Source organism: Aeromonas lusitana (assembly GCF_002812985.1).
GTDB classification, from domain to species: Bacteria; Pseudomonadota; Gammaproteobacteria; order Enterobacterales; family Aeromonadaceae; genus Aeromonas; species Aeromonas lusitana.
The window spans coordinates 92,570-105,737 of record NZ_PGCP01000022.1 but is presented as its reverse complement, the minus strand read 5'-3'; the positions used below and the strand labels follow the sequence as shown (position 1 = coordinate 105,737).

The window sequence follows — 13,168 nt, the reverse complement described above, 5'->3', positions numbered from 1 at the left end:
GAGTGAACGTTAGAAAAACCGCCAGCAATTTGCTGGCGGTTTTTCTTTATGGTTTCAGCAGGGCGTAGAGGCTGAGATCCGACGCGAAGCCAGACTCGCTCAATCCCTGTTCTATGGTCTTGAGGAAGCTCGCATTGTGCTGGCGTATGGTGTGGTAGCTGTAGAACAGGTTGATAACGTCCTGCTCTTCCAGCTCCTTGTCCATGGCCAGCAGACAGAGGTAGCTACGCAGCAGGAAGTAGTCCACCACCAGGAACTGATAGGCCTGATGAGGCGAGTTCTGCGACTGCGGGAAGTTGTGGTGATAGACGTAGTAGAGCAGGTAGTTGTTCATGATCTGGGGGCGAGCCGCCAGGAAAGGCGAGACCTTGCTGTACCAGATCTGCTGCAGCTGGGTGAGCTTGGCTTCATCATATACCCCCTCCAGCAGCAGATTGATCTTGTCGAGGCAGCCTTGCATGGTCTGCCGCCCCCGCCGTCCCTGTGAATAGGCCAGCAGCTGATGGGTGATGGTGCGCAGCCCCCACCACTGCAATCGCGGCAAGACCGGCAGCTGTTCGAACATGGCAAGCAGCTCTCCCCCCTCGGCCAGCACGGCTACCTGATCCAGGAAGGCTTCGTGGGACAGCTGGGCGGGATCCCGGTGGACCAGCATGCCGATGAGCCACAGCCGTATCTCGACGGGGACATCCGTGGCTGCCAAGACGTGGATGCTCAGGCTGTGCAGGGTCGCCATGGCGGCAGAGGGCGGTGGCGCAAATGGCAGACGTTGCTCCAATTCGGCCACCTCGGTCTGCATCGCCATGGGGTCGAGCAACAGCTGCCGGCTGACCTCGGGGCAGGAGAGCATCAGGGACTTTCTGACCTGGTTGCCGATGCGCGAATGGGATCTGGGGTAGGTCTTGCAGGTATGGCTCAGCGCCTCTGCCCCGGCCTTGCTGTGGATCTGGCACAGGCGATTCTCATCGAGGAAGGGGCAGGCGCCCTGCTTATCCAGCTGGATCTCTCCCCAATGCTCATTGCTCTGCTTCACCTTGCGAATATGCAACTTGCTCAAGGATCTGACGGCAAGATCCGGATGTCGCTCGTAGTTACGGAAAGTTATCTTGTCGATGCTGATGGTCCAGCTATGACAGCAGTTGTCCTCGCAGCGATCGCCTATGCACTGGAAATGTTTAACGAAGTGAGGGGTATAAAGAGAGGCTGCCATGTCGCTGTCCGGTGATGGAAGATGGCGGTGTCAAAGCAATAACCATGCCGAACGCCCTGACTCTGCGACTGTGACCCGGATCGTGACGGGCAAAAGGAGGCCAGAAAAATATGCGATGACCCGCCTACATTTCTGCGAGAAAGGGGTCGCCTATATCTGATGTCCACCTAACAGGCTGCAGCGCAGCGACATATCGAGGAATACATCATGGGCTTGTCCATTCACACCAACTTCGCTTCTCTGACCACCCAGAGCCAGCTCAACACCACCAACAAGATGCTGGGCACCGCCATGCAGCGTCTGGGTACCGGTCTGCGCATCAACTCCGCCGCCGATGACGCCGCTGGCCTGCAGATGGCTACCCGCCTGCAATCCCAGTCCAGCGGTCAGAAAGTGGGCATGCGCAACTCCCAGGACGCCATCTCCATGATGCAGACCGGTGAAGGCGCCATGGACGAGATGAGCAACATCGTTCAGCGTATGAAGGATCTGGCTACCCAGTCTGCTAACGGCACTAGCACCGCCGAAGATCGTAAAGCCATGGATGCCGAGTTCACCGAACTGCGCGCCGAGCTGGACAACATCAGCAACAACACCACCTTCGGCGGACAAGAACTGCTCAAGACCGGCAAGGGCTTCCAGGAAGATGTGACCTTCCAGATTGGTGGTACCGGTGCTGAGAAGCTGGAACTGAAAAAGACCGGCACCCTGGCGAAGGCGCTGGCAGAAGTTGTGGGTACCGGCAAGGGTACCGATGGCGCTGCAGTCAAGGTAGGTATCGGTGATCAGGCCAAGGCGACCGCCTCCATGGCCGAGCTGGATACCTTCTCCCAGAAGATTGGTGAGTCCCGTTCTGCCTTCGGTGCCAACATCAACCGTCTGGAACACACCGTCAACAACCTCTCCAACATGAAAGAGAACACCGACCTGGCGAACGGCCGCATCATGGATGCCGATTTCGCCCAGGAGAGCACCAACATGACCAAGAACCAGATGCTGATGCAGGCTGGCATGTCCGTGCTGTCCAACTCCAACCAGATGACCGGCATGGTGACTTCCCTGCTGCGTTAATCCCAGTGGCACTCATCCTTGGGATGAGTGCCTTCTTCCTCCTGCCCCTTCCCTCCGCTTCCGCTTTTCCGCCTTCTCATCATTTTTTCCGTTCTCCATTCAAGTCTTGGCCTGCTCTTGTCGCTTCTCATCTTTGTAGAGTTACCCGCTGCAATGCAGCTTTTTTGAGGAGTAAATCATGGGTTTGTCCATTCACACTAATTTCGCCTCTCTGACTACTCAGAGCCAGTTGAACACCACCAACAAGATGCTGGGCACCGCCATGCAGCGTCTGGGTACCGGTCTGCGTATCAACTCCGCTGCCGATGACGCAGCCGGTCTGCAGATGGCAACTCGTTTGCAAGCTCAGTCCAGCGGTCAGAAAGTGGGTATGCGCAACGCCCAGGATGCCATCTCCATGATGCAGACCGGCGAAGGTGCCATGGATGAGATGAGCAACATAGTTCAGCGCATGAAGGATCTGGCCACCCAGTCTGCTAACGGCACCAGCACTGTTGACGATCGCAAGGCGATGAATGCCGAGTTCACCGAACTGCGCGCCGAGCTGGACAACATCACCAGCAACACCACCTTCGGTGGTCAGACTCTGCTGGCCAAGGATCAAGGCTTCCAGAAAGCCGTGACCTTCCAGATCGGCGGCACCGGTGCCGAGAAGCTGGAGCTCAAAGACGATGGCACTCTGGCCACTGCCCTCAAGGGTGTGATTGCCGATGACAAGGGTACCAAGGGTACCGCTGTTGCCGCCGGTATCGATGACCAGGCCAAGGCCACCGCCGCCATGACCGAGCTGGACACCTTCTCCAAGGGGATCGGTGAAGCACGCTCCGCCTTCGGTGCCAACATCAACCGTCTGGAGCACACGGTCAACAACCTCTCCAACATGAAAGAGAACACCGACCTGGCGAACGGTCGCATCATGGATGCCGACTTCGCTCAGGAGAGCACCAACATGACCAAGAACCAGATGCTGATGCAGGCTGGCATGTCCGTGCTGTCCAACTCCAACCAGATGACCGGCATGGTGACTTCCCTGCTGCGTTAATGCGTTGCCGGGCCACTCCGAGAGGGGTGGCCCTGTTATTGCTTGCGCGTTGGAAAGAGCCGAGCCGGTTTTTTCCAACGGGCATGCCACCGATTAAGTTGATAAGGATGTGATGATGCAAGTAGATCCAGCCAGCATGGCGATGCAACTGGTCGCCATCGAGCGCCAGAACATGGACAAGTTGCTGAAAAAGCAACTGGATAGCGTCAAGGGACAGCAGAGCGCCATCAGCACGCTCACCACCAAGCTGTCGACCTTCCAGACCATGCTCAAGGATTTGAACAAGGCCACCAACCTGCAGGCCCAGAAGGCCACCATGTCCCAGGACGGGGTCATGACGGTGACCAGCAATGGCAAAGCGAGCTCTGGCCAGTACAACTTCTTCGTGGAGCAACTTGCCCAGTCCCATCAGGTGGGTCTGCAACTCGACAGCGACACGGCGCCCCTGCCGGCCGACGGTGTCTTCTCCCTGACGGTCAAGGGCAAGGCCATCGACATCGATCTGGCGACGCTGCCAGCGGGTGCCACCGCCAAGGATCTGGTCTCCCACATCAACAACGCCAAGGACAATCCGGGCGTGAAGGCGACCCTGGTGCGCACCGACGGCAAGGTCAGCATGGTGCTGACCAGCAAGGAGAGCGGGGTGGAGAATGCCATCACCCTGGGTTACAGCGGCGATGCCGCCAATGCGTTGGGCACGGCCGTCGCCGGCAAGACGGACATCACCCAGGCGCAGGATGCCAGGCTGAAGATGGGGGGCGACAACCCGCTGACCATCACCTCCTCCAGCAACAAGATAGAAAACGTGGTCGACGGCCTGACCTTCCAGCTGACCAAGGCCCAGAAGGCAGGGGATGCCCCCCTGATGGTGACGATAGATCAGGACAAGGAGGCGGTGACCGGCTCCCTCAAGAAGTTTGTCGACAGCTACAACGAGTTGATTGATGAGCTGGGCAAGATGACCTCCAGCGATCCCAAGGCGCCGGGTGCCCTCTCCTCCGACAGCGGGGTGCGCAGCCTCAAGAGTGCTCTCTCTCGCAGTGTGCGGGATCTGCCGGATGGACTCAGCCTCAGCAGCCTCGGCATCAAGACCGACAAGGCGGGCAAGCTCTCCTTCAACGAGACCGACTTCAACAAGGCGCTGGAAAAAGATCCCGAGCTGCTTGGCAAGGCCTTGATGGGGGATGATGGCCTGCTCAAGCGGATGAGCGATTCACTCGATCCTTACACCAAGCGGGATGGTGCCCTGAAGGGGCGCAAGACCGGCCTGGAGGCCACCGAGAAGCGGGTGAACGAGCGGATGGAGGCACTGGATCGCCGTATGGAATCCGCGTATAAGCGCTACCTCAACCAGTTCACCACCATGAACCAGATGATGCAAACCATGGGCGCATTGTGAGTCGGTGAGCGCCTCTCCTCCTGAATAAGTGAGTCTTTCATGTTTGAACCCCAAGATGGCTACGATGCCTACCAGTTCGCCGCCACCCAGGCCAAGGCGGCGAGTGCCGATCCGCACCAGCTGGTGCTGATGCTGATGGACGGCCTGCTCGACGAGGTCGCGCGGGCCGAGGGCCACATCCTGGCCAAGCAGTACGAGCGCAAAGGGCAATCCATCAACAAGTGCCTGCAGATCCTGGGGGGGCTCGACAGTGCCCTCGACATGGAGAAGGGGGGAGAGCTGGCGACCAACCTGCACCGTCTGTACGACTACTGCGGGCAGCGGCTGTTCGAGATCAGCGTGGCCAACGATGTGGCCGGCTTCGCCGAGGTGCGCCGCATCCTGCAGGAGTTGAAGGAAGGCTGGGAAGCGATGGCGCGCCATCCTCGCTAAGGCGGAAGACGTCTTTCCTCATCCATGCCGTTATGAATGTAACGCATTGAAATTAAACAGCTATATATCTGGCCTGCTCCTTGCTTATCCGCAGGGTCTTCTTATTTTGGGGCCATCATCATGTCCATGACAGGGTCTGTGCAACCAGGCACGGAACGCGAGACTCGCCAACGCCAGCTACTGGGGTTGGGGCGTCTGATACTACAGCAGGCGCGTGCCGGGCAGTGGGACGCGGTGCGCCTGACGGATCAGCGTCTGGCCCAGTTCATCGGGCATGTGCGCCAGCAACCCGGGTTGTGGGACGCGCTGGCCCCGGCCCGTGATCAGGTACGAGCCTGGCATCAGGATGCCTTTGCACTGTGCGAGCAGGAAACCAGGCAGCGCAAGCAGGAGTGGCAGTCGTTGTCCGACAAGCGAGAAGGGCTGCAAGCCTATGACGAGGCACAAGAATGGGCCTGATCCAGTTTGTCGGCACCGAATCCTTGCCCACCCAGGACACGGGTGGTTTTACCCGTCTCTCCCGCCAGCCCGATGGACAGGGGGAGCAGTATCAGCCACTGGATCTGCCGTTGGACATGCCCCCTGTGGTAGAGGAAATCTCTACCAAGGAGCCGGTTGACGATACGGTTGATCAGTCCCTTCCCGATGTCGTGGAGCAACTGCGCGCTTTTACCCATATTCCTCCCGTTTTTGTGCGCCATGAAGAGGCGTCACGCTTGCTGGCAGCCCGCCAGCAGCCGGATGCCGCGGCCCCTGCGGTTGCCACCGAGGGGCTCAATGATGAATCCCCGTCCGCCTCTGCGACGCTGCGGGCCCTGTCTCGCTTCGAGCGGCTGGAGGCCGAGCGGCCCCCCATGGTGGCGTTCACCGAGGGAAGCAAGGAGAGACCCGTCCCGCTCACGGGGGACGTCGCCAGGGTACTGAACCAGTCCGTTGGCCAGAGCGACAAGCTGCCACTGCCCGACAAGTTGATCGCCAACCTGCAATCCCTGCTGGGAGACAGGTCCGAGCGGGATCCCTTTACCTCCGATTTCAAGACCGTGGCAGGACAACTGCAGGCGGCGCCACTGACCCGAGCGGCGGAATACCAGTGGGCGCCTGCCCGCCTGGCCGACAGCCCGGCCCAGTGGGGTCAGCAACTGGTGGATGTGCTCAAAGACAAGGTCGAGCTGCAGGTCAATCAGAGCATCAAGCAGGCCCATATTCGCCTCGATCCCCCTGAGCTTGGCCGTCTCGAATTGACGGTCAGGGTCGAGGGCGATCGGTTGAACGTGCAGCTCAATGTGACCAACCCGGCGGTGCGTGAGGCCCTGATCCAGTCGATGGAGCGGCTGCGCATGAGCCTGGCACCTCATCATGCCGGCGGCGTCGAGGTCAATGTCGGTCAGGGCGGGGAACAGGAGCGAGGCGAGCGTTGGCAACCGCAGGACAAGATCCTGGCGGGAAGGCGGCAGTGGAGCGAAGAGCCTGCCGCATCCGATGGCCCTGCCCAGGAGTGGCTCAATACCCTGGTGTGATTTTTCCCATATTCCGGCAATAGCGAGAGTGATTTTAAATGATGCGGCGTTTCATGAAGTGGTTGATGGTGGTGATCATGGCGCTGTGCCTGCTGGCAGTGCTGGGTTACGGTGCGTATCTCAAGCGCGATACTATTGCCGTCTGGCTGGGTCTGGCCGAAGCCAAGCCCGAGCTCAGCAAGACGCCGCTGTTCAAGCCCATGGAGCGGTTCGTCATCAGCCTGGAAGGGGAGATGGAACCTCATTATCTGGTGTTGGAGCTGGCGCTGGTCACCCATAACCCGAAGCAGCTCGAGACCCTCAATGAGCTGACCCCCCTTATTCGCAATGCCATGGTGCAGTATTTCAGCCACCGCTCCCACGATGCGGTGAAGAAGGAGTTGCAGAACATCTCTGCCCTGCAGACCTCTTTGCTGAGCAAGCTGGTCACCACCTTGCAGGGGTATGGCTACCAGCCCTATCTGGATGAAGTGTTGATCACCAAGGTGCTGGTGCAATAGCGGCCATGCTGGATTCTGGCTGGGATACCCATGACGAACTGGCCGTCTCGCCCCCCCGCACCGGCGAGCAGGCGATCCTGACCCGTTATTTGCCGCTGGTGAAGCGGGCCGCCAGTCATCTGCGCAGCCAGGTCTCGGCCAGTTTCGATCAGGAAGACATGGAGCAGGTCGGCATGATGGGCTTGCTGGAAGCCTGGCGACGCTATGGCAGCGAGCCGGATGCCCAGTTCGAGAGCTATGCCTTCAAGCGGATCCGCGGCTCCATGCTGGATGAGTTGCGCCGCCTGGATTGGCGCCCCCGCCAGTTGCGCCAGCAGGTACACGGTCACAATCAGGTGCAGCGTGAGTTGTTCAACCGCCTCGGACGCAATCCGACCGAGCAGGAGCTGGCCCAGGCGCTGGATTGCTCGGTCGAAGAGGTGCGTCAGCTCGCGTATGCCAGCCAGGCCGAGGCGCTGCAAAGCCTGGAAGAGTGGCTGGAGAGCGGCGGCAAGGCCCCGACCGCAGAGTCCGATGACGTGGACATGGCCATGACCCTCAGCAAGGTGCTTGGTTCCCTGGACAAGCGGGAGCAACTCTTGCTCTCCCTCTACTACCAGCAAGAACTGAACATGAAGGAGATCGCCCTGGTGCTCGGCCTGACCGAGTCACGAGTGTGTCAGCTGCACAAGCAGTGTGTCCTTCAGCTCAAGCAGCGATTGGTCGATTCCATATAAATAGCGCCTCTCCCCCGCGGGGGAGGCTTCATGAATTCTGCGGGAGCATACATGCAAAAACAGATAGGTCTTGGTGTCATTTTCATTTGTGTGCTGGGGGGCTTCATGATGGCCGGGGGGCGACCTATCGCCCTGTGGCAGCCGGCCGAGCTCATCATCATCATAGGGGCCGCCGCCGGCTCTATGTTCCTTGGCAACTCCAAGGAGGTGATGCATGAAATGTGGCGCCAGGTGAAGCTTTGCTTCAAGTCCAACAAGGACGAGAAGGAGATCTATCGCGAGCTGCTGACCCTGATGCATCAACTGCTGGAAGAGACCCGCAGCAAGGGGATGAAGGCGCTGGACGAGCATATCGAGAACCCGCAGCAGAGCTCTGTCTTCCTGATGTACCCCCAAGTGTCCGAGGATCCGCAACTGCTCGGCTTCATCATAGATAACCTGCGCCTGCTGGGTATGGGCAAGATCACCCCCCACGAGCTGGACACCATTCTGGAGCAGGAGATCATGGCCATCGAGGAGGACATGCTCAAGCCCGCCCATGCCTTGCACAAGACGGGGGAGGCGTGCCCCGGCTTTGGCATCCTGGCGGCCGTGATGGGGATCATCATCACTATGCAGCAGCTCGATGGCCCCTTGAGCAACATAGGGGTGCATGTGGCCGCGGCCCTGGTGGGCACCTTCATCGGCATCTTCCTCTGCTACTGCCTGCTGGAGCCCATCAGCAACGCCATGGAAGAGATGGTCAAGCGCCGCATCGGTATGCTGATGTGCATCAAGTCGATCCTGATCGCCCAGTTGCGCGGCAAGACGCCACTGCTCTCCGTCGACTCGGGCCGCAAGATGCTGGAGCCTGATGTGAAACCCAGCTTCCTCGAATTGGAAGATTGGGTGACGAACAGGGCCATGTGATGCGCAACCACGAACAGATCATCATCAAGCGCCAGCAAAGGCGCAGCAGCGGACCCAAGAGCGGTGGCGCATGGAAGGTGGCCTTCGCCGATTTCACTCTGGCGATGATGGCCTTCTTCATGGTGCTCTGGATCCTGGCGGTATCGAGCCAGGAGGAGCGTGAGGTGGTCGCCAGCCGGTTGCGCGACTACAGCATCATGGACAGCGAGGCGAACCCGTTCGACATCCGCAACAGCCCATATCCTGTTGATCTCGGTGGTAATCCCTCCGTACTGGAAGAGCTGAGCCCGCAGTTTGTGAAAGAGGGACAGCGGATGCCCAAACACATGGAGCGCAATCGCAGCATCTTCAATGACGGCGCCGATGGCGGTTACGAGAGTCTGCTGGTGGGCAAGATCGAGGGTGAGGCGCAGATGAAGCAGCTGGCTGGCTTCATCGGCTCCATGGCTGATCAGATGCAGGCCAAGAACAACCTGGAGCTGCAACTGGTGCCCCAGGGCCTGCGGATCCTTATTCGCGATGACGACGAGCGGGAGATGTACAGCCGTGGCAGTGCCCGCATCAGCCCCTTCTTCCGCCACCTGCTGATGGCGCTGGCTCCCGTCTTCCAGAGAGTGGAGAACCGGGTCATGATCTCGGGTCACACCGACAGCACCCCGTTCGCCGGGGACAACTACAGCAACTGGGAGCTCTCATCGGATCGGGCCATGATGGCGCGGCGGGTCTTGCTCGCCGGTGGCATGCCGCCGGAGCGAGTCGGCCAGGTGGTCGCCATGTCGGATACCATGCTGGAAAATACCGCCGATCCCAGAGGCAGCCAGAACCGTCGCATCGAGTTGCTGGTGATGACGACCCAGGCCGAGAAGAATCTGGAGCAACTCTTCAGCACCCAAACCCAAGTCGCCACTCAGCAAGCCAAGGATGCCGTCACCCATGGGAACCCCTGACACCGAACAACCGGAATGGAGTGAGTTCAACGATCCCAGGCGCAAGGTTCCCCGCTGGTATCTGCACGATGGCTCCACCCCGCTGGAGTCCCAGAGCTGTGGCATCGCGGCCAGGCTCATGGTGTCAGGCTTACTGTTTGACAAGAGCATCGGTCGGGCGGTGATCAAGGACATAGGACCGGGCGGCGTGGGCTTCCTGACCCCCTCCCGCTTTGTGCTGCCGGATGTCGTCAGCCTGTCGTTATCGCCCCGGATCCTGCTGGAGTGCCAGATCACCCACAGGCGAGCCATAGGCCAGTACCTCAGCTTCTATGGCGCGCGCTGGGCATCACCGGAGTCTGTTGACCTGGCGCCCGTGCTCAGCCACTGGCGCCACTGCTTCATGGCGCCAGCAGAGGGCGGTTCTGCTTCAATCCCAGCGGATCCGGCAACGGCGCAAGACTGAGACCACCGCGCCCCATGTCCAGGCCTCTGGCCGGTTGCAGCAAGAGGGGATCGTGCAGGCTCTCGAGTGATACCGCCCTCACCAGCAGGGGCTGCTCAGTCGGTCTGGTTTTGCTTGGCGCCTTGCTGTGGCTATAGACGATGGGGCAGTTGGTGACGCCCTGGGCATCGGGTAGCTGCCAGGCTGGATTCCAGCGGCTGGCGTCATTCATGGAGACCCCCTTGGCCATCGCCCAGCTCAGCAATGAGCACTCCCCCGGCTGTCGCCACACCTGAATACTCTCTCCCTCCTGCCACGATGGCAGCGCGAAGCGGTAATGCGCCGCCCTGTCCAATAGCTGAGAGAGGGCGATGAAGCGCGCCACGTAGAGGCGGGTCTCCGTCGGCAGTGACAACTCCCACAGGTTGCGCGTCCCCGCACTGAGCACCGCCTTCAGCACCCGTCCCTCTCCTGCGTTATAGGCCGCCAGCGCCAGCAGCCAGTCCTGTCCAAAGAACTGATACAACCAGCCGAGATAGGTGAGGGCCGCATCCGTCGCCAGGGGCAGCGAGTAACGGCCATCGAAACTGCTGGTCATGGGGACGGAGAATCGCGTCGCCGTATCCGGCATCAGTTGCCAGGGGCCGGCGGCTCCCGCCGAGGAGACCACATCCAGCCGGTAGCTGCTCTCGATCAAGGGAAGAAACGCCAGCATGGAGGGCAACTTGCGCTCGCGAACCTGCTGCTCGACCCAACGGATCATGGGTTGCGACTGGGTGATCCGTTTCTGCAGATGGGTTTGTTGTTGCAACAGGAATTGGGTTTGCTGGCTGACCAGTTCGGCTCCTTTTCCTCCCAAGGGGGTAGGAAAGCCTGCCTGCCAATGATAATTATCATAAGAGTAACCATGGGGACTGAGCAGCAGGGCCAGACAGGCGAACAAACGCGGTGATAATTTAATCAAGGAGGCGGGTGCCTGGCGGAGAAATGATAAAAACATGATGAATCTCAACAGTTTTTGACAATTTCTGTCGACTGTTCATGTGGTATCCAGGACGTGATAAGCATGATAACACGAGTAAAAAAGACCCCAAAGGCGGGTAGGGCGATTCAGAAATTTTTGCTCTATCTGATCCTCGCCAATTTTGGTTTGATGTGGCTCTATGTCATATATGCAGAGGAACTGACCTTTGGTGCCAATCTTCTGCTGACTTTCCTTCTTATCCTCTATAACCTGCTGCTCTGCCAGCTGGTTGTGCTGCGTGCCCGGCGGGCGGGGGATGGTTACATCATCTACCCCGTGGTGGGAGTGAGCATTATTCTGTGTGCGGTCGTATTGTTTCGTTTCATCATTACCCCCTGATTTCGAATATTTATCAGCCGTTGTTGATGGGATGAATTTAATTCCATCATGAATAACTCGTGGAAAATCAACTCATTTAATCGGTAGTGTCCAAGCGCTGCGTCAATATGTTCCCCATGTCCAAGATCCTTGCTTGAAAAGCCTCCTGCTCGTCCTTAAACTTCAGGGTGGAGAAAAGTGGATCAAAGTGGTTTTATCGGGCGATTTGCCCCTTTAACTCACCCTTGGGGACTGCAATTTGTTGCGTGGCGCTCACGCCATCAGCCTGGACAGCAAAGGGCGACTGGCGATTCCGACCAAATATCGAGACTGGCTGCGCGACGAATGCGACGGCCAGCTGGTCTGCACCATCGACATTGCCCATCCCTGTCTGCTGCTTTATCCCCTGAATGAATGGGAAGAGATCGAGCGCAAGCTCAAGACGCTTTCCAGCACCAACCCGGCGGAGCGCCGCCTGCAGCGCCTGTTGCTCGGTAACGCCATCGAATGCGAGCTGGACGGCAACGGCCGTCTGTTGCTGAGCCAGCCGCTGCGCAGCCATGCGGGGTTGGACAAGAAAATCATGCTGGTGGGCCAGCTCAACAAGTTTGAGCTGTGGGATGAAGCCCGCTGGCAACAACAGATCAATGACGACATCCAGGGCCTGCCCGAGGACGATTGGGCAAGTTCACCACGACTACAGGATTTTTCTTTATAAATGACCCAAGCCGCTGAACACATCACAGTGCTGTTGCACGAAGCCGTCGAAGGGCTGGCCATCAAGCCGGACGGTATCTACGTCGACGGTACCTTTGGCCGGGGTGGTCACTCTCGTCTCATTCTCGAAAAGCTCGGCCCACAGGGTCGCTTGATCGCCATCGACCGGGATCCGCAGGCCATTGCCGAGGCGGCCAAGATCCAGGATCCCCGCTTCGAAATCGTGCACGGCCCCTTCTCCGGCATTACCTCCTATCTGAGCGAGCGCGGTTTGCTCGGCAAGGTTGACGGCTTCTTGCTGGATCTCGGGGTCTCTTCCCCCCAGCTCGACGATGCCGAGCGCGGCTTCAGCTTCATGAAGGACGGTCCGCTGGATATGCGGATGGATCCGACTTCCGGCCAGAGCGCCGCCCAGTGGCTGGCTAAGGCCGATGTGGACGATATCGCCTGGGTGCTCAAGACCTTCGGTGAGGAGCGCTTTGCCAAGAAGATCGCTCGCGCCATCGTCCACGATCGGGTGACCGAGCCCTATGTGCGCACCCGCCAGCTGGCGGAGATGATTGCCCGGGTCAATCCGAGCAAGGAGAAGGGCAAGCATGCGGCGACCCGCAGCTTCCAGGCCATCCGCATCTATATCAACAGCGAACTGGACGAGATCGAAACCGCACTGAACGGCGCCCTGCAGGCGCTGGCGCCGGAAGGACGCCTCTCTGTCATCAGCTTCCACTCCCTGGAAGACAGGCTGGTGAAGCACTTCATCCGCAAGCATGAGAAGGGGCCCGAGGTACCGCACGGCATCCCCTTGACCGAGGCTCAGCTGGCCGGTGGTCGCAAATTGAAATCGATCGGCAAGGCGCTCAAGCCGTCCGAGCATGAAGTCACCGAAAACAGCCGATCCCGCAGCTCAGTGCTGCGGGTCGCCCAGCGCCTGGCGGATTGAGT

At 59.4% G+C, this 13,168-nt stretch carries 16 protein-coding genes; 14 read left to right on the top strand and 2 right to left on the bottom strand.

The window, feature by feature from the left end; all coding sequences use genetic code 11:
* Positions 1 to 46: 46 nt before the first annotated feature.
* Positions 47 to 1,210, bottom strand: coding sequence for a flagellin lysine-N-methylase (fliB, locus tag CUC44_RS14545; RefSeq protein ID WP_157812793.1), 1,164 nt, complete (start codon positions 1,208 to 1,210; stop codon positions 47 to 49).
* A 207-nt stretch (positions 1,211 to 1,417) separates the two neighbouring features.
* On the opposite strand from fliB, the gene lafA (CUC44_RS14535) reads away from it, so the two are divergent.
* The 11 genes from lafA (CUC44_RS14535) to CUC44_RS14485 all read left to right on the top strand — a co-directional run bounded on the left by lafA (CUC44_RS14535) (position 1,418) and on the right by CUC44_RS14485 (position 10,188).
* Entirely contained in the window at positions 1,418 to 2,281 is an 864-nt protein-coding gene (lafA, locus tag CUC44_RS14535) for a lateral flagellin LafA (protein WP_100860623.1), read from the top strand.
* Positions 2,282 to 2,459: 178 nt separating this feature from the next.
* Positions 2,460 to 3,323 carry a lateral flagellin LafA gene (gene lafA / locus CUC44_RS14530; RefSeq protein ID WP_100860622.1) on the top strand — a complete coding sequence of 288 codons (864 nt, stop codon included), beginning with the start codon at positions 2,460 to 2,462 and terminating at the stop codon, positions 3,321 to 3,323.
* A 115-nt stretch (positions 3,324 to 3,438) separates the two neighbouring features.
* A complete protein-coding gene (gene lafB / locus CUC44_RS14525; RefSeq protein ID WP_100860621.1) occupies positions 3,439 to 4,722 on the top strand; it encodes a lateral flagellar capping protein LafB in 1,284 nt (427 codons plus the stop codon).
* A gap of 39 nt (positions 4,723 to 4,761) precedes the next feature.
* Complete coding sequence (lafC, locus tag CUC44_RS14520; protein ID WP_100860620.1) at positions 4,762 to 5,154, top strand: lateral flagellar export chaperone LafC; 393 nt, start codon at positions 4,762 to 4,764, stop codon at positions 5,152 to 5,154.
* A gap of 138 nt (positions 5,155 to 5,292) precedes the next feature.
* Positions 5,293 to 5,613 (top strand): LafX, encoded by a 321-nt coding sequence (locus CUC44_RS14515; protein WP_244166792.1) that lies wholly within the window; start codon positions 5,293 to 5,295, stop codon positions 5,611 to 5,613.
* Entirely contained in the window at positions 5,604 to 6,671 is a 1,068-nt protein-coding gene (locus CUC44_RS14510) for a flagellar hook-length control protein FliK (RefSeq protein WP_100860618.1), read from the top strand. Before CUC44_RS14515 ends, CUC44_RS14510 begins: the two co-directional genes overlap by 10 nt.
* 41 nt (positions 6,672 to 6,712) lie before the next feature.
* Positions 6,713 to 7,171: a lateral flagellar basal body-associated protein LafF gene (gene lafF / locus CUC44_RS14505; protein WP_100860705.1), complete on the top strand. Its 459-nt coding sequence runs from the start codon at positions 6,713 to 6,715 to the stop codon at positions 7,169 to 7,171.
* A 5-nt stretch (positions 7,172 to 7,176) separates the two neighbouring features.
* Complete coding sequence (lafS, locus tag CUC44_RS14500) at positions 7,177 to 7,887, top strand: lateral flagellar system RNA polymerase sigma factor LafS (RefSeq protein ID WP_100860617.1); 711 nt, start codon at positions 7,177 to 7,179, stop codon at positions 7,885 to 7,887.
* Between the two features lie 51 nt (positions 7,888 to 7,938).
* Positions 7,939 to 8,796, top strand: coding sequence for a lateral flagellar motor stator protein LafT (gene lafT / locus CUC44_RS14495; protein ID WP_100860616.1), 858 nt, complete (start codon positions 7,939 to 7,941; stop codon positions 8,794 to 8,796).
* Positions 8,796 to 9,743, top strand: a complete 948-nt coding sequence (gene lafU / locus CUC44_RS14490) for a lateral flagellar motor protein LafU (protein WP_100860615.1) — start codon at positions 8,796 to 8,798, stop codon at positions 9,741 to 9,743. Before lafT ends, lafU begins: the two co-directional genes overlap by 1 nt.
* Complete coding sequence (locus CUC44_RS14485; protein WP_100860614.1) at positions 9,730 to 10,188, top strand: hypothetical protein; 459 nt, start codon at positions 9,730 to 9,732, stop codon at positions 10,186 to 10,188. The genes lafU and CUC44_RS14485 overlap by 14 nt, the downstream gene beginning before the upstream one ends.
* Here the strand turns inward: CUC44_RS14485 and CUC44_RS14480 are convergent.
* Positions 10,124 to 10,978, bottom strand: a complete 855-nt coding sequence (locus CUC44_RS14480; protein ID WP_100860704.1) for a lytic transglycosylase domain-containing protein — start codon at positions 10,976 to 10,978, stop codon at positions 10,124 to 10,126. The genes CUC44_RS14485 and CUC44_RS14480 overlap by 65 nt on opposite strands.
* Positions 10,979 to 11,233: 255 nt before the next feature.
* Between CUC44_RS14480 and CUC44_RS14475 the strand changes: the two genes are divergently transcribed.
* The 3 genes from CUC44_RS14475 (at position 11,234) to rsmH (ending at position 13,166) form a co-directional block, all read left to right on the top strand.
* Entirely contained in the window at positions 11,234 to 11,530 is a 297-nt protein-coding gene (locus tag CUC44_RS14475; protein WP_100860613.1) for a hypothetical protein, read from the top strand.
* Between the two features lie 238 nt (positions 11,531 to 11,768).
* Positions 11,769 to 12,227 carry a division/cell wall cluster transcriptional repressor MraZ gene (gene mraZ, locus CUC44_RS14470; RefSeq protein WP_100860612.1) on the top strand — a complete coding sequence of 153 codons (459 nt, stop codon included), beginning with the start codon at positions 11,769 to 11,771 and terminating at the stop codon, positions 12,225 to 12,227.
* Positions 12,228 to 13,166, top strand: coding sequence for a 16S rRNA (cytosine(1402)-N(4))-methyltransferase RsmH (gene rsmH / locus CUC44_RS14465; RefSeq protein WP_100860611.1), 939 nt, complete (start codon positions 12,228 to 12,230; stop codon positions 13,164 to 13,166).
* Positions 13,167 to 13,168: the final 2 nt, after the last annotated feature.